General features: G+C 58.9%; 17 protein-coding genes. 16 read left to right on the forward strand and 1 reads right to left on the reverse strand.

Translation table 11 applies throughout. The annotated features are described in order from the left end of the window. The first annotated feature begins 55 nt into the window (after positions 1–55). From FFV09_RS18805 to FFV09_RS18860, 12 genes are all read left to right on the forward strand, one after another. Positions 56–271, forward strand: coding sequence for a hypothetical protein (locus FFV09_RS18805; RefSeq protein WP_141449251.1), 216 nt, complete (start codon positions 56–58; stop codon positions 269–271). Positions 272–584: 313 nt separating this feature from the next. Next, entirely contained in the window at positions 585–2,009 is a 1,425-nt protein-coding gene (gene thrC, locus FFV09_RS18810; protein ID WP_141449252.1) for a threonine synthase, read from the forward strand. A 162-nt stretch (positions 2,010–2,171) separates the two neighbouring features. Next, on the forward strand, positions 2,172–3,050 hold the full coding sequence (locus FFV09_RS18815) for an NAD(P)-dependent oxidoreductase (RefSeq protein ID WP_141449253.1): 879 nt from the start codon (positions 2,172–2,174) through the stop codon (positions 3,048–3,050). 12 nt (positions 3,051–3,062) lie between these two features. Further along, positions 3,063–3,584: a VanZ family protein gene (locus tag FFV09_RS18820; protein WP_141449254.1), complete on the forward strand. Its 522-nt coding sequence runs from the start codon at positions 3,063–3,065 to the stop codon at positions 3,582–3,584. A 109-nt stretch (positions 3,585–3,693) separates the two neighbouring features. Continuing rightward, positions 3,694–4,407, forward strand: a complete 714-nt coding sequence (locus FFV09_RS18825) for a hypothetical protein (protein WP_170315078.1) — start codon at positions 3,694–3,696, stop codon at positions 4,405–4,407. Between the two features lie 126 nt (positions 4,408–4,533). Continuing rightward, complete coding sequence (locus tag FFV09_RS18830) at positions 4,534–5,073, forward strand: histidine phosphatase family protein (protein WP_246098382.1); 540 nt, start codon at positions 4,534–4,536, stop codon at positions 5,071–5,073. Further along, entirely contained in the window at positions 5,070–5,534 is a 465-nt protein-coding gene (locus tag FFV09_RS18835; RefSeq protein WP_141449256.1) for a ribosomal maturation YjgA family protein, read from the forward strand. Before FFV09_RS18830 ends, FFV09_RS18835 begins: the two co-directional genes overlap by 4 nt. After that, positions 5,531–5,959: a hypothetical protein gene (locus FFV09_RS18840; RefSeq protein ID WP_141449257.1), complete on the forward strand. Its 429-nt coding sequence runs from the start codon at positions 5,531–5,533 to the stop codon at positions 5,957–5,959. Before FFV09_RS18835 ends, FFV09_RS18840 begins: the two co-directional genes overlap by 4 nt. 142 nt (positions 5,960–6,101) lie before the next feature. Next, entirely contained in the window at positions 6,102–6,446 is a 345-nt protein-coding gene (locus FFV09_RS18845; protein ID WP_141449258.1) for a GNAT family N-acetyltransferase, read from the forward strand. Positions 6,447–6,742: 296 nt separating this feature from the next. Further along, positions 6,743–7,585 (forward strand): BglG family transcription antiterminator LicT, encoded by an 843-nt coding sequence (licT, locus tag FFV09_RS18850; protein ID WP_141449259.1) that lies wholly within the window; start codon positions 6,743–6,745, stop codon positions 7,583–7,585. Positions 7,586–7,856: 271 nt separating this feature from the next. Beyond that, on the forward strand, positions 7,857–9,761 hold the full coding sequence (locus FFV09_RS18855; protein ID WP_141449260.1) for a beta-glucoside-specific PTS transporter subunit IIABC: 1,905 nt from the start codon (positions 7,857–7,859) through the stop codon (positions 9,759–9,761). Between the two features lie 164 nt (positions 9,762–9,925). After that, positions 9,926–10,828 carry a manganese catalase family protein gene (locus FFV09_RS18860; protein WP_141449261.1) on the forward strand — a complete coding sequence of 301 codons (903 nt, stop codon included), beginning with the start codon at positions 9,926–9,928 and terminating at the stop codon, positions 10,826–10,828. Positions 10,829–10,972: 144 nt separating this feature from the next. On the opposite strand, the gene FFV09_RS18865 is transcribed toward FFV09_RS18860, so the two are convergent. Beyond that, the gene (locus FFV09_RS18865; protein WP_141449262.1) at positions 10,973–11,692 is read right to left on the reverse strand and encodes a 3-keto-5-aminohexanoate cleavage protein; all 720 of its coding nucleotides are present in this window, start codon (positions 11,690–11,692) and stop codon (positions 10,973–10,975) included. 282 nt (positions 11,693–11,974) lie between these two features. Between FFV09_RS18865 and FFV09_RS18870 the strand changes: the two genes are divergently transcribed. The 4 genes from FFV09_RS18870 (at position 11,975) to FFV09_RS23880 (ending at position 14,934) form a co-directional block, all read left to right on the forward strand. Beyond that, a complete protein-coding gene (locus FFV09_RS18870) occupies positions 11,975–13,006 on the forward strand; it encodes an HD-GYP domain-containing protein (RefSeq protein ID WP_141449263.1) in 1,032 nt (343 codons plus the stop codon). 239 nt (positions 13,007–13,245) lie between these two features. Next, positions 13,246–13,860 carry a histidine phosphatase family protein gene (locus FFV09_RS18875; protein WP_141449264.1) on the forward strand — a complete coding sequence of 205 codons (615 nt, stop codon included), beginning with the start codon at positions 13,246–13,248 and terminating at the stop codon, positions 13,858–13,860. Positions 13,861–13,882: 22 nt separating this feature from the next. Further along, on the forward strand, positions 13,883–14,662 hold the full coding sequence (locus FFV09_RS18880) for an ABC transporter ATP-binding protein (RefSeq protein ID WP_141449265.1): 780 nt from the start codon (positions 13,883–13,885) through the stop codon (positions 14,660–14,662). Positions 14,663–14,775: 113 nt separating this feature from the next. Further along, a complete protein-coding gene (locus FFV09_RS23880) occupies positions 14,776–14,934 on the forward strand; it encodes a hypothetical protein (RefSeq protein WP_170315079.1) in 159 nt (52 codons plus the stop codon). Positions 14,935–14,965 lie beyond the last annotated feature (31 nt).

Below are 14,965 nucleotides of genomic sequence, written 5' to 3' on the forward strand. Positions count from 1 at the left end.
GCAAAAGAAACCAGGGGTTTAATAGCAAAATTCCAAAATAGAAAGCAGGTTGAACATGAACAGACCGCTTGAACGCAAAACGCGCTTTTTCAACGAGGATTCCGGGGGTTGGAGAGACGTACGCGTGACGCTGCTCTATATCCGGTATGTCTTTTACGCAATGATGCGGGCTGCTGTTCGAAAAGATACGTCGCGGCACGCTTATTTGATGGCCCAGATCGACCTCCTTCGAACAAAAATCGACGACGAGAAAAAGATTCGTATCCAATAGAAAATGTCCACTCAGGAAGGATGGGTGTCCATGCCGATCGTCAGCGAAGAAATTTGGGTGCGGGCCGATCGGCCGCCTGTTCGACGCGCTCGTCCTGAAGCGTTACATGACGGCGTTCATCCGGTACCGGCAGCATGCGCTCAAACAAAAAGTCGAAGAAATGTACTCCCAAGAGAGACAATAGTCCGCCCTTCGTGCAGCTTATACCAAGCCCGCCGATTTCTTTTTACGCCGAAATGCAAAAAAAGACTGTCATCCGATGTCGGTTTCGGGGTATGATTATTGAAATATTCTCGATCACTGGGGGCTTACGATGAACTACGTCAGTACAAGAGGTCAAGTTGAACCGAAAGGCTTTATCGATACCGTTCTGATGGGACTCGGCGAAGACGGAGGACTGATGATTCCGCAGCAGATTCCGACCGTATCGGCCGAAACGCTGGAACACTGGCAGGGGCTGCCTTTCCGCGAGTTGTTTATCGAAATTTTCTCGCTGTACGCAAACGGAGAAATTCCGGAAGCCGATCTGAAGCAGTTGGTGGAGTCCAGCTACGCTTCGTTCCGCGAACCGGAAGTGACGCCGGTGCGCAAGCTCAACGATTCGCTCTACATTCTGGAACTGTTCCACGGCCCGACGTTCGCGTTCAAAGACGTGGCGCTGCAGTTCATGGGCGAATTTTATTCGTACGTCTCCCGAACGCGCGGCGAGATTATCCATATTCTCGGCGCAACGTCCGGCGATACGGGCGCGGCGGCGATCCAGGGCGTGCGCGGCAAAGAAGGCATCAAGATCTGTATTCTGCATCCGCACGAAAAGGTCAGCAAAGTGCAGGAACTGCAAATGACGACGGTGAACGACGAGAACGTGCTGAACCTGTCGGTCAAAGGCAACTTCGACGACTGCCAGCGCATCATCAAAGAGTTGTTCTCCGATCTGTCGTTCAAAAGCGAACATCATCTGCGCGCGATCAATTCGATCAATTTCGTCCGGATTCTGGCGCAGACCGTCTATTACTTCTATGCGTATTTCCGCGTCAACGAACAGCTCGGCGAACAGGCGGCGGACACCCGGATCAACGTCAGCGTGCCGTCCGGCAACTTCGGCAACATTTTCTCGGGCTTTCTGGCCAAAAAAATGGGTCTGCCGATTCACAAACTGATGATCGCGACGAACGAAAACAATATTTTGGAGCGTTTCGTGACGACGGGCGAATACCGTCCGGGCGAGTTCCGCAAAACGCACAGCCCGTCGATGGACATTCAGGTGGCGAGCAACTTCGAACGTTATCTGTACTATTTGCTGGACGAAGATTCCGAGCAGGTGTCGGCGTACATGGCGAAGCTTGCGAGCGAAGGCGGCATCACTATCGAAGGCGAACTGCTGGAGCGGGTGCAGTCCGAACTCCATGCGCTCGGCGCCAAAAACGAGCAGGGACTTGAACTGATGGGCCGCTACAAAAAAGAGTACGATTATTTGCTCGATCCGCATACCGCGTGCGGCGTGGCGGCGTACGAAGCGTTTAACGAAGAAGGCGAAGTGACCGCGGCGTTCGCGACGGCGCATCCGGCCAAGTTCGACGAAGCGGTCCGCCTGCTCGATATCGTGCAGGATTTCCCGGTCGAGATCGCCGAACTGGTCGCCAAAGAGCAGTTCCAGACCGTGATCGACAACGACAAAGCCGAAGTGACGCGTCAGCTCGAAGCCTTTTTTGCGGGCGACGCGGTAAGCAAAGCCTGATTTTCGCGCCAACCCGCGCCAACATGGAACGCTTCCCTCAAGGGAGGCGTTTTTGTCGTGTCCGGCGTCCTGCGCCCCATGCAAACATGACTCTCGCCGTCGATTGCGGTATGCTGACTTAGGGAAAAGAAAACGAATCGCGGAACAGGAGCGTGGAACAAGATGACAACATTGGCCTGGATCGGAACCGGATATATGGGCGTGCCGATGGCGCGCAATTTGCTGCGGGCGGGTTACGCCGTGCACGTCTATAACCGGACAGAGGAAAAAGCTCGGCCGCTGACCGAAGACGGCGCATCGCTTGCCGCTTCGCCGCGCGAAGCCGCGCAGCAGGCGGAGATCGTCTTCGTCATGCTGACGAAAGGTTCGGTTGTGCAGGATGTATTCGCAGGCGAGAATGGCCTGCTTGCAGGGGTTGGCCCCGATACGGTCGTCGTCAATATGAGCACGATCGCGCCGGAAGAAGCGACAGCGTTCGCCGCGCAGGTCGAACAGGCCGGCGGGCGTTACGTGGATGCGCCGGTATCCGGTTCGGTCGGCCCGGCCGAGAACGGACAGCTCGTCATCCTGGCCGGAGGCGCGCAGGGCGACGTGGCGCGGTGTCAGCCGTTGTTCGATCGTTTGGGCAAAAAAACGATCCGGTTCGGCGAAGTCGGCGCGGGCAGCTCGGCCAAGCTGTCGATCAACCTGCTGCTCGGCGTCATGGCGCAGGGCATCTCCGAATCGCTGCTGATCGGCGAAAGCGCGGGACTTGATCGCGCGCAGCTGATCGAAATGATCGGCGAATCGGCGGTCAACACGCCGATGCTGGCCAGCAAAAAAGACATGTGGATGAACGAACAGTTCCCGGCGGCGTTCATGGTGAGTCTGCTGTCCAAAGATTTGGGGCTGCTGACGGCCGAAGCGAAACGCCGGAACATCGAACTGCCGCTGGCCGAAGCCGCGGACCGGACGTACGCCGATGCGGTGCGCAGCGGCAAAGGCGAACTGGATATGGCAGCCGTCTGGCTGGAACTCAAGGAACGAAGCGAGAATCAATAAGGAGTTTTGCGTATGAAAGCCCGTAATATAGCCGTGAAGCTGCTGGCGGCACTCGTGCTGCTCGGCTACGGCGCCCTGCTGCTGTACGGGATGTTCTGGGGATTCGGGCGCGCGTCGCAGATCGGACTCGGCAGCTTCCGGTACAATCTGGAGCCGTTCGAGACGATCAAGCTGTTCACCCGCTCGGCCGGGTGGGACAATCTGCGGGCGCCGCTGATCAATCTGGCGGGCAACGTCGCCGTGTTTGTTCCGTTCGGCGTGCTGCTGCCGATTCTGTTTCGCAAATGCCGGTTCTATCCGGTATTTCTGCTTCGGTTCCTGGCGCTGATTATGGTGCTGGAACTGGCGCAGGGCATCTCGGGAGCGGGCGTGGCGGACGTGGACGACCTCATCTTGAACGGTCTCGGCGCGACGCTCGGCTATGTCGGTTACCGCCTCGTCGCGGGTCCGCCGAACCGGCGCGGACAGCGGCGGGACGAACGGAAATCGGCTGCGGTGCAGCGAAGCCAAGCCGCGTCGGGACGAAGACGGTGAGGCCGGATTTAAGCCGGAATCAAGCCGGATTTGACAAGGAAGCGCAACTTGCGCTTCCTTTTTTGCGTTTAGAACATGAAGCAGACCATTCATGAAGGAGGCAGGCAGCATGAAAGCTACAGGAACAGGGACATCAAGACGATTGGAAAAAAGACCGGAAAAACGATTACAGAAACGATCGGCAAAGGGATTGAGCCTTGTCGGGCGCGGACGGTCCGGTATTCGTCTGCTGTTTGCGCTGCTGATCTTCGCCGTGAGCGTCGGAGCAAGCTTCGCGCTCGAAGCGAAGCCCGCTTACGCCTGCAGCTGCGCGATCGTCGATACGGAAGAAGCGGCGGGCTACGCGGATACGATCTTCTCGGGCCAAGCGGTGGAGAGACGCGAAACGCCGCCGGCCGCGGACGGTACGCGTTCGAGCGCCGATCCCGTCTATTACGAGTTCAAAGTCGACGCGGCGTGGAAAGGGACAGCGTACGAGACGACGACCGTGTCGACGCAGATGAGCGAATCGTCCTGCGGAACGGAGTTCAAGCTGGGCGAGAATTATCTCGTCTTCGCGGGCAAGGACGGAGCGATGCTGTCGACCGGCCTGTGCTCCGGCAATCAATCGTACGCGTCGGGCGTGAAGCCGGCCGCGATGCAGCAGTTGGGCGAGCCGGTCGATGTGCTGCCCGGCGCTTCGCCCGGTTCGCCGGCTTCCGCCGAAGCCGGCGATAACGGTTCTTCGGCGGTACCGGCTTATGTGTGGTGGATCGCCGGAGCGCTGGTGCTTGCGATTGCCGTCTTGGCTTGGGCACGCGACCGCCGCAAGCCCCGCGTCTGAATCTTCGCGAAGCAGGCAGGCATTTGGGACAAACGACGCTTCCTTTTTGGCAGAGGGAGCGGTAGAGTGGAAGAACGCCCGATGCGGGCTGTGCAACCCGAAGCATAACGGAAAGGTGAGAGGACGTTGACGATTTTTTATATGATCCGGCACGGAGAGCCGGATTGGCATACGTACAAGCCGCTAAATCTCAAAGGCAACGGACGCGACCTGGTTCCGTTGACGGAACGGGGCCGGCGGCAGATCGCCGAAGCGGCGGCTGATCCCCGCTTGCAGCAGGCGGAACTGATCGTGTCTTCGCCGTATACGCGCGCGATGCAGACAGCGGCCATTTTGTCGCGCAGGCTGAACCTGGACATCGCGGTCGAGCACGATCTGCGGGAATGGCAGCCGGATCTGTCGTTCGAATACGACAGCGAAGAACGGATGCGCGAACTGCGCGACGACTACGACCGCTGCGGCGGCGTCTATCCGGCCGGCGAACCTCGTCTGTGGGAGAGCCGCGCCATGCTGCTGCGGCGCCTTGAAGGCGTATTGGACCGCTGCGCGGGGCATTCGAGCGTAATCCTGACCGGACACGGTACGCTGTTCGGCACACTTGTGGGCCGGAGCGATATCGCCCAGGGCGAGATCGTGGAATACCGGACGGGAGCGGACTCCCGATGAGAAGCGACCGCAAGCGCCGGCACCGGCCGCGCCTGCACGCGAAGCGGCGAAGCGCCTATCTGGCGGCGGGGACGGCCGCCATGCTGCTCGGCCTCGCTTCGCGGCGCGAAACTTCCGCGCTGCCGGACTGGCTGGCCGACAACGCCGGCGACGCCCTGTGGGCGGCGCTCGTGTACGCGCTGATCCGGCTGCTGGCGCCGCGGAGCCGACCGGCCGTCTGCGCCTTGTACGCGCTGCTGCTGAGCTTCGGCATCGAGTTCAGCCAGCTGTACCGGGCGGAATGGATCGACGCGCTGCGATCCACGACGTTCGGCGCGCTCGTGCTCGGCCGCGGCTTCCTGGCCGTCGACCTGGCGCGCTACGCGGCAGGCATCGGAATCGCTTGCGCCGCCGACGCGGCTTCGCTTTATCTGCTCGACCGCAACACTATCGAACATTCGGGCAAGGGGGAAACGGCATGAAGAAAACCGCGATCGGCTGCGCGCTTATGCTCGGCGGCACCTGGATGGTCGGCTGCATTTTTATCGCGGCCGTGCTGTTCGTGCCGCATATGTCTTCGTGGGAAGGAACGCGGGTCTGGTACGCGATCTTCGGCGGAGGGCCTTACGAAGCGGACTTGAAGCAGAGTATGGCGCTGGGGCTGCCTTTTGCGATCGGCGCGCTGATGCTTGCTTCGGGCATCGCCATTTTGGCCGTCGAATATTTCCGGCCCGACAAGCGCCGGGAACCGGCGCCCGCCGCCGCGCGTTCGGCCGAGCTGCCGGCTGAGGCATCGCTCCGGCCGGCAGCCAGTCCGCTGTCGCCGCAGTCTCATCCGGCTGCGGGGACTCTTCCGCCTGCCGGCGAAACCGGAGAACTGCCGACCATGAAGGAAGTTCGTCCTTAAGACAACCCCCGATGAACGATTACGCATCCAAGGAGGAACATCCCAAGCCATGATCCATATTCGTATTCTGGAGGAAGACGATTTGCCGCAGCTCGCCGGGCTGTACGCCGAACTGGTCGAATAACCGTCGTCGCCGCAGCAGATGCGCGAGACGTTCGCCGCTTTGGCCGCCGATCATAATTACCGGCTGCTGGGCGCTTTCGAAGGCGAAGCGTTGGCCGGCAGCGCCATGGGCGTCATCTGCCACGATCTGATCGGCGACTGCCGTCCGTTCATGGTCGTGGAGAACGTGATCGTGTCCGAAGCTTTTCGCGGCCGCAAAGCCGGGAAGCTGCTGATGGAGGAACTGGAGCGGATCGCGCGCGAGCGCCGCTGCGCGTATGCCCTGCTCGTCTCCAGCGGCTTCCGCACCGAAGCCCACGCGTTCTACGAAGCGCTCGGCTATGAGGAAGACGTACGCGGTTTCCGCCGCAGGCTGACGCCCTAAGCGGGCGCTGCGCCGCAGGGACAGCCGGACCGGCAGGGTCCGGCTGCTTTTTTCGGGAAAAAAGCAGAGGGATGTTGTAATCGCTTTATAAGTTATGCTACAATGAACGCAACAACAGGATTGTGACCGGTCATGCGGGCAATGCCTAAGTTAACGCAAATGTTATTAACTCGTAGGGAGCATTCCCTGCCGACTTGATGATATTTGCATTAACTTAGGCTTTTTTTATAGGCTGACGGCCTGGATCGGGGATCGAAGCCGTCGGAAATGCGCGATTGCAGTCGGGAGTGAAAACAATGATTATCGAAAAAGTGCTTAACAACAACGTGCTGCTGACCCGCAACGCCAAAGGAAAAGAAGTCATCGTCATGGGACGCGGCATCTCTTTCAACAAAGTCATCGGGGACGAAGTGGACGAACACAAGATCGACAAAATTTTCATGCTCAATACGAACGAACTCACGGCGCGGCTGACCGAGCTGCTGAACGAGATTCCGGTCGCGCATCTGGAGACGGTCAAGTCGATCGTCGAACATGCGGGCGCCGTACTCGGCGAAGAATTGAACGACAACGTGTATCTGTCGCTGACCGACCATATCTCGTACGCGATCGAACGGCACAGCAAAGGCATCGACTTCAAGAACGCGATGCTGTTCGAGATCAAGCGCTTTTACAAAAAAGAATACGGCATCGGCCAGGACGCGCTCCGGATGATCGAAGAGCAGGTCGGGGTCCGGCTGCCGGAAGACGAAGCGGGCTTTATCGCGCTGCATATCGTCAACGCCCGCACGGACGGGGCGGAGATGCGGCTGACGATGGAGATGACGGAGATCGTGCATCATATTCTCAATATCGTCACGTACCATTACGGCATCGTGCTCGACGAGTCTTCGCTGAGCTATTCGCGGTTCCTGACGCATTTGCAATATTTCTCGATGCGGCTGCTGCGCAAGGAAGTGCACGAGAGCGGGGAAGACTTCCTGTACGAACAGGTTCGCCTCAGCTACGCCAAAGCGTTCGACTGCGCCAAAAAGATCGACGATTACCTGCAAAGCACGTATCATCAATGTCTCAGCAAAGACGAATACGTCTACCTCACGATTCATATTCAACGTATCACGACGCGCGGCGAGGAATAAGGTCGCACCGACAATTGCATACGAAACTCTTCTATCGGACACAGGGTGTAACTGGTCATGCAGGCAAAACCTGAGCTGGTGAGAGAACGAACGTTTTTGCCGAATTTTTGCGCGCGCAAACCGTCCGATTCTGTCACGAGCTCAGGTTTTTCTGCGTTTTACGGGGACGCAAACAGCAGCCGGCGCCGTTTGCTTCTTCGGTAAAGCGCACAAATTCAAGCTCGGCCCGTTCCAGACAACTCGAACCATTTCATACAGGGAGGCATGACCCATGAGCGCAAAAGATCAAGAAATCGCCAAAAAAGTCATCGAAGGCGTAGGCGGGGAAAACAACGTCAGTTCCGTGTTCCACTGCGCGACGCGCCTGCGGTTCAAATTGAAAGATACGTCCAAAGCGGACAAGGAAGGCTTGAGCCAGACCCCGGGCGTCGTCACCGTCGTCGAGAGCGGCGGACAATTCCAGGTCGTCATCGGCAACAACGTGCCCGAAGTGTTCAAAAGCATGATGGAGCAAAGCAATCTCAAAGACGCCGAAAGTGCGGAAGGCAGCGAATCGACCGAGGAAAAAGGCAGCCTGCTGAACCGCGCGGTCGACATGATCTCCAGCATCTTCTCGCCGCTGCTCGGCGCGCTGGCCGGAGCCGGGGTGCTCAAAGGGCTCGTCGCCCTGTTCCTCGTGCTGGAATGGATCACGCCTGAATCCGGCACGTACCTGATTCTTAACGCCGCATCCGACAGCGTGTTCACGTTCCTGCCGATCTTCCTGGCGATCACGTCTTCGCGCCGCTTCAAGACGAATATGTTCGTCTCCGTCGCGATCGCCGGCGCGCTCGTCTATCCGGCGATCGCCACCGCGCAGGGCGCCGCGGAAGCGCTGACCTTCCTCGGGATTCCGATCGTGCTCGTGACATACACGACGTCGGTCATTCCGATCATCCTCGCGGTCTGGGTACAGTCCTACGTCGAGAAGTTCTTCTCGTCGTTTATCCACCAGTCGGTCAAGAACATTCTCGTGCCGATGTGTACGCTGCTCGTCGTCGTGCCGCTCACGTTTCTGGCGTTCGGCCCGATCGGCAATATCATCAGCGAAGGGCTGGCCAGCGGATACACGTGGCTGTACAACCTGAGCCCGATCGTCGCGGGCCTGATCGCCGGCGGTCTCTGGCAGGTGTTCGTCATCTTCGGCGTACATTGGGGCTTCGTGCCGATCATGCTCAGCAACCTGGGCACGATCGGGTACGATACGATGCTGCCGATGCTGGCCGCTCCGGTCCTGGCTCAAGCGGGCGCTTTGTTCGGCATTTTCCTCAAAGCGAAAAACCGCGATCTCAAAGCGCTGTCCGGTTCCGCGACGCTTGCCGGCATCTTCGGCATTACCGAACCGGGCATTTACGGCATTACGCTGAAGTATAAAAAGCCGTTCATTCTGGCCTGCATCTCCGGCGCGATCGGCGCAGCCATCATCGGCGCCGGCGGCGGACGCGCCATCTCGTTCGCTCTGCCGAGCGTGCTCGCCATTCCGGCCTACGTCGGAACAGGCTTTGCCACGACCGTGATCGGCATCGCCGTCGCGTTCGCGCTGGCCGCCCTGCTGAACCTGTTCCTGTTCAAGGAACCGGTCGCGGAAGCCGCCAAAGCGTCTGCCGTTACGACCGACGGACAGCGCGTATCGGCGGCTCCGCGCGAAGCGGTCTCCGCTCCGGCGGCCGACAGCCTGCTCAAAAAAGAAGTGATCACAAGCCCGCTCGAAGGGACTATTCAAGCGCTGGACAGCCTGCCGGACCCGGCCTTCTCGTCGGGCGCGATGGGACAGGGCATCGTCGTCGAACCGACTTCGGGCCGCCTGACGTCCCCGGCCGCCGGCACGGTCACGACCGTGTTCCCGACCGGACACGCGATCGGCATCACGACGGACGGCGGCGCGCAGCTGCTTATTCACGTCGGCGTCAACACGGTGCGGCTCAAAGGGCAATTTTTTGATAAAAAAGTACAGGAAGGCGACCGGGTGGAAGCCGGACAGCTGCTGCTCGAATTCGATCTGGAGCAGATCAAAGCGGCCGGCTACATCACGGCGACCCCGGTCATCGTCACGAACTCCGCCGATTATCTGGACGTGCTCAAAACGACGGAATCTTCCGTCAACAACGGCGATTACTTGCTGACGACGGTCGTCTGACCGCTGTCCGCAGACGGCGATCCGGGTTTTCCCGGACGCCCCGCCGCACGTAAGTCCCGGACACCCGTATCAGGGTTCCGGGGCTTTTTGCGTTTAGAAAAAGCCCGGGGGGTGTAATAGCGGGTAGCAGCATATTTCGTCTACATTTGGGAGGACGCCTTAACATGTTCAAACGCATGGAAGAGATTATGATCGAGATTCCGGACGTCGAAAAGCCAGATCCGAATGCCGCAGCGGCCGTGCAAGAACTGCTGGGAGGCAAATTCGGCGAAATGTCCACGCTGAACAATTATCTTTTCCAATCGTTTAACTTCCGTTCCAAATCGAAGCTGAGACCGTTCTACGACCTCGTCATGAGCATCACGGCCGAAGAACTGGGCCACGTCGAGCTGGTTACGCACGGCATCGGCAAAATCCTGCAGGGCTCCACGTCGCCGGGCGATCCGGACAAAACGCCTCTGGACGTTGTCAAGGACGCCAGATTGTCTTATCCGTTCCTCGCGGGCGCGCAGGGCGGCATGCCGATCGATTCCATGGGCAATCCGTGGACCGGCGCGAACGTGTTCAACAGCGGCAACCTGGTCGAAGATCTGCTGCATAACTTCTTCCTGGAGTGCGGAGCGCGTACCCACAAGATGAAAGTATACGAAATGACCGATCATCCGGCGGCAAGAGCCGTAGTCGGCTTCCTGCTCGTGCGCGGAGGCGTGCATGTGGTCGCGTACGCGAAAGCGCTCGAAGTAGCGACCGGCGTCAACGTTACCAAGCTGATTCCGATCCCTTCGCTGGACAACCGCAAGTTCAACGAAGCGCGCAAATACGAAGAGAAGGGCGTACACACCAAGCTGTACACCTGGAGCGACAACGATTTCAACACGATCGACCAGATCTGGAAAGGCACCCACCCGGAAGACGGGTCGCCGCTCGAAGTTATCGCCGGCGTGCCGAAAGGCGTGCCGATTCCGGAAGCTCCGCCGATCGACGAAGAATTCGCGCCGGGCATTTCCGCGGACGAATTTAAAGAAATCGCCAAACGTCTCAAGCAGTCCGGCAACATCAAAGAATAAGGCGTTTAACGCCGTTATCAAGCAAGCCCTGCTGCCCGTGATCGGGCGGCAGGGCTTTTCGGTTTGCACGGAGTTGGCGGAGAAGTAGGGGACAGAAGGTGCGGGGCAGAAGTACGGGACGCAGGGTCGTTCGCCGCGAAGCGGCTAGAAGCGGCCTTCGATCAGTTTGGCCGTGCGGATCAATTCCTCGTTGTCTTTGGCGGCGATGCCGGACAGCAGCATCGTTCCGTCTTCCAGTCCGATCCGGCCGCCGAGCCCTTGCAGCATCGCCTCTATGTACATCGGCCACATCGTGCGGTCCGAACCGTGCAGCAGCACGGGCAGCGCGCAGCCGGACCGCTGCAGCACTTTGCGAATCCGCCGGACGACGGCGGATTCCCGGCCTTGGTCGGGTTCGTGGATCCCGATCAGCACGCGCAGGCACGAGCCGCAGCCGGGCATGGCGGCGAAACGTTCGGCGTCGGCTTCGCCGCACAGTCCGGCTTCGACGCCGATCCCCTGTTCGAGCGCCGCGGCGATCATCCATTCGGCGTCGGCTTCATGGATATTGATCGAGACGTAGTCGGGCAGCACCTGCCACGAACGCAGCAGCCGCATTTTCGCGCCGCTGCCCGGCAGGAACGATCCGGCGGTAGAGATGCCGATCGGCACCCCGGGTACCCGACCGCGTACGGCCAGCAGCGTGCGGGCCACGTCGGCCGCTTCAAGGCTCTCGTCGCCGCGTTCGCAGCGGACATGGATATGCAGTTCGGCGGCTCCGGCGCGGACCGCCTTTTCGGCATCGTCGGCGATCTCTTCCGGGGTAAGAGGCACGGCGGGATGATCGCTGCGGGTCCGCGACCCGTTGAGGCAGGCTTGAAGCATTCGGGATTCTCCTTTTTATGGACGCCTGATAAAATTATGTCATATTCCAGTTATCGGAAGAAGAGAGCGCTTTTTTTAGTCGTCGAGAAAATTGAAGTTCGGAATACGGAATCCATTAATTAACATTTTAACGATAAGCGGATAGGCGATTTGCCTTATTTATCGGGCTTTAGCCCGGACTAAAGTCGGCTTTAATGCTTGCTTTCTAATAAAAAAAACTTTTTGTCCGATATGTTTTATAATAAGAAAACAAGTTTGTAGGTACATCGAGGAGGTTGTCCATTGCGAATCCATGTTACGGATCTGGAGCACGGCGATACGCTGAGAGAAGACGCGTTCAATTCGGCGGGGCTGCACGTACTGCCCAGAGGAACGGTAGTCAAGTACGAAGAGACGGAACTGCTGAACCGCCACAAGATCGACTACGTCGAAATCGAGCCGCGGACGGCGGCGAACGGAGCCGCCTCCGTAATCGGAGCCGCGATGCAGAGCCATATCGAACTGGCAATCCGCGGCTACCAAACCATTTTTCTGGAAGCGCTCACGAGTGGGAAGTTCGACGAAGCGACCGTCGATCTGCAGCTTGAGCCGCTGCTGCGCACGGTAGACCAACACCGCGACGTCGTATCGCTGCTGCTCGTGCTGGAACGCGAAGACGTCAGCCTGTACAACCACTCGATGCAGGTCGGGATGCTCTCCTACTACATCGCGACCTGGCTCGGCTATACGCGCAAAGACTGTTACGCAATCAGCAAAGCCGGCTATTTGCACGATATCGGCAAAAGCAAAGTGTCGCCGACGATTCGCAACCAAACGGATTATTTGACCGATTACGACCGTCAGGAACTGAGCAAGCATGCGAAGCACGGATACGACGTTATTCGCAGTTCGATGGCGGACGAGACAACCGCGCTCGTCGCCTGGCAGCATCACGAACGCGAAGACGGTTCCGGTTACCCGCAGGGATTGACCAAGCCGGATATCCATCCGTACTCGCAGATCGTGGCGGTCGCCGATACATATCTGAGACTGTCCGAGAGCAAACGGGGAGAGCCGAAGCGTCCCCTGCTCGAAATCCTGCGCGAAGTGAGCGAACTCGGCTTCGGCAAGCTGAATGAGAAGCCGGTTCAGGCGCTCGTCCAGCATCTCATGTCGAACCTGATCGGCAAAAAAGTGCGGTTGAACAGCGGAGAGACAGGGACGATCATTCTCAACAATCCGTCGGATCTGTTCAAGCCGCTCGTGCGGGTCGGCGATGAATTCCACGATTTGTCGCGCGAGCGCAATCTGGTCGTCGACGAACTGTTCATTTGACGCCTACTGCCGCTCTCATGATGCCGCTCCCTATCACGCATATCCAGGCTTTTTCGGGATTTTCCCGAAAAAGCTTTTTTCTTTTTTACGGCCAAAACAGATAAAAAAGGGATTCCTATAATTAAAAATCAATATATGAAAAATTCATGATAGAATATGCCGATTGATCAAACCCGCGAAAAAGGCGACAATAACGTGAGTGGAAAATCGATAACGACACATATGGGGGATGAACGGCGATGATGGAATTATTGGTCGTGCGGCACGGGGAGTCGCAGGCGGATCTGGAAGACCGCCACGAAGGACGGGCGGATTTTGAATTGACGCCGCTCGGCGAACGCCAGGCGGGCCTTGCGGCTGCCTGGATCGCGAAGCGGTATCGGCCGCACGAGATCTTGTCGAGTCCGTTGAAGCGCGCCGCGCGCACGGCGGAAGCGATTGCGCAGGAGTGCAAGCTGACCGTCGCTTACGACGAAGAATTGATGGAATGGGATAACGGCCTGCTGGCCGGGCTTAAGCGCGAAGAAGCGCGCCTGCGTTTCCCGCTGCCGGTCTCCGGCCGGCAGCCGTATGACACGTTTGCCGATACGGAATCGGAAATCCAGTTCCGGGCGCGGGCGGAAGCGGTTCTGTCCAAGCTGCTGTCGTCGCAGCGCCCGACTTCCGACCTGCGGCGTATCTGCATCGTATCGCACGGCAAGATGATCAATATGCTGTTCCACAGCCTGATGAACCTGCCGTTCCATACGGAGCTGTCGCTTGCGACCGGCGATACGGGCGTGCATCTGTGGCGGATCGACGGCTCGCGCCGGCGCATCGTATTCACGAACGCGCAGGAGCATCTGCGGAACTGAAGCGTCAGGAAGGAGGAACACCATGCCTACGGCAATCGAATTGCACAACGTCTCTTGGAGACGCGGCGAACAGACGATTCTGCAAGGGATCGACTGGGTCGTCGAACAAGGCCAGCACTGGGCGGTGCTCGGGCTGAACGGTTCGGGCAAGACGAGTATCCTGAACATGATCAACGGCTATATGTGGCCGACGAGCGGCGAGATTTCCGTGCTCGGGCGCAGGTTCGGCACGGTCGATCTGCGCGAGCTGCGCAAATCGATCGGCTGGGTCAGTTCGTCGCTGCAGGAGAAGATCCGGCCGAACGAGCAGGCGCTCGACATCGTGATCAGCGGCCGCCACGCTTCGATCGGGCTGTACGCCGAGATCGAAAGCGAAGACCGCTGCAAAGCGCAGCGATTGATGGAAGATCTGGGCTGCGCCCATCTGCTCGGCCGGGCGTACCAGACGTGTTCGCAGGGCGAGAAGCAGAAGCTGCTCATCGCAAGGGCGCTGATGGCGTCGCCCAAGCTGCTCATCCTCGACGAAGCCAGCAACGGCCTGGACTTTATCTCGCGCGAAGCGCTGCTGCAGAGCATCGACCGCCTGGCGGCCCGAAGCGATGCGCCGACGCTGCTGCTGGTGACGCATCATACGGAAGAGATCTCCGCCGTATTCTCGCATTCGCTGCTTATTCGGCGCGGCGAGATCTTCGCCCGGGGCCGGTCGGAAGACGTGCTGACCGAAGAGAAGCTGAGTGAATTTTTCGAAATGCCGGTCGCCGTGGAACGCCAGGGCGGACGGGCCTGGCTGTCGGTACGCTGAGCCGCCGGCGGTCAGGCTGCGCGAGAAAGATACGGAAAAAGGTTATTTTCTCCTCATAACGGGTAATGATACGTTGTCGAACGACATCAGACCATTTCGAGGAGGCAAACAACATGAGCAATCCAAACGAAGATCCGAATCAGAAAAGCGCGGGCGAAGACACGTTGATGGAAAAGACAAGAAAAGAAAACGGATCGAACGTCGAAACGCAGGCGGACGATTGGACCGGCAAAGCTTCTTCGCAGCAGGCCGGCGACAAAGAAGACAAGTAAACCGCTTCAAGAACAGAATCGGCAGGGCGGA

The organism is Saccharibacillus brassicae (assembly GCF_006542275.1).
GTDB classification, from domain to species: domain Bacteria; phylum Bacillota; class Bacilli; order Paenibacillales; family Paenibacillaceae; genus Saccharibacillus; species Saccharibacillus brassicae.

What these genes read in the sequence shown, in the direction of transcription:
- FFV09_RS18820 (WP_141449254.1), top strand. Translation starts at nt 3,063, where the DNA reads ATGAAAGCCCGTAATATAGCCGTGAAGCTGCTGGCGGCACTCGTGCTG.
- FFV09_RS18805 (WP_141449251.1), top strand. Translation starts at nt 56, where the DNA reads ATGAACAGACCGCTTGAACGCAAAACGCGCTTTTTCAACGAGGATTCC.
- FFV09_RS18880 (WP_141449265.1), top strand. Translation starts at nt 13,883, where the DNA reads ATGCCTACGGCAATCGAATTGCACAACGTCTCTTGGAGACGCGGCGAA.
- FFV09_RS23880 (WP_170315079.1), top strand. Translation starts at nt 14,776, where the DNA reads ATGAGCAATCCAAACGAAGATCCGAATCAGAAAAGCGCGGGCGAAGAC.
- FFV09_RS18855 (WP_141449260.1), top strand. Translation starts at nt 7,857, where the DNA reads ATGAGCGCAAAAGATCAAGAAATCGCCAAAAAAGTCATCGAAGGCGTA.
- FFV09_RS18835 (WP_141449256.1), top strand. Translation starts at nt 5,070, where the DNA reads ATGAGAAGCGACCGCAAGCGCCGGCACCGGCCGCGCCTGCACGCGAAG.
- FFV09_RS18860 (WP_141449261.1), top strand. Translation starts at nt 9,926, where the DNA reads ATGTTCAAACGCATGGAAGAGATTATGATCGAGATTCCGGACGTCGAA.
- FFV09_RS18815 (WP_141449253.1), top strand. Translation starts at nt 2,172, where the DNA reads ATGACAACATTGGCCTGGATCGGAACCGGATATATGGGCGTGCCGATG.
- thrC (WP_141449252.1), top strand. Translation starts at nt 585, where the DNA reads ATGAACTACGTCAGTACAAGAGGTCAAGTTGAACCGAAAGGCTTTATC.
- FFV09_RS18845 (WP_141449258.1), top strand. Translation starts at nt 6,102, where the DNA reads ATGCGCGAGACGTTCGCCGCTTTGGCCGCCGATCATAATTACCGGCTG.
- FFV09_RS18875 (WP_141449264.1), top strand. Translation starts at nt 13,246, where the DNA reads ATGATGGAATTATTGGTCGTGCGGCACGGGGAGTCGCAGGCGGATCTG.
- FFV09_RS18865 (WP_141449262.1), bottom strand. Translation starts at nt 11,692, where the DNA reads ATGCTTCAAGCCTGCCTCAACGGGTCGCGGACCCGCAGCGATCATCCC.
- licT (WP_141449259.1), top strand. Translation starts at nt 6,743, where the DNA reads ATGATTATCGAAAAAGTGCTTAACAACAACGTGCTGCTGACCCGCAAC.
- FFV09_RS18825 (WP_170315078.1), top strand. Translation starts at nt 3,694, where the DNA reads ATGAAAGCTACAGGAACAGGGACATCAAGACGATTGGAAAAAAGACCG.
- FFV09_RS18840 (WP_141449257.1), top strand. Translation starts at nt 5,531, where the DNA reads ATGAAGAAAACCGCGATCGGCTGCGCGCTTATGCTCGGCGGCACCTGG.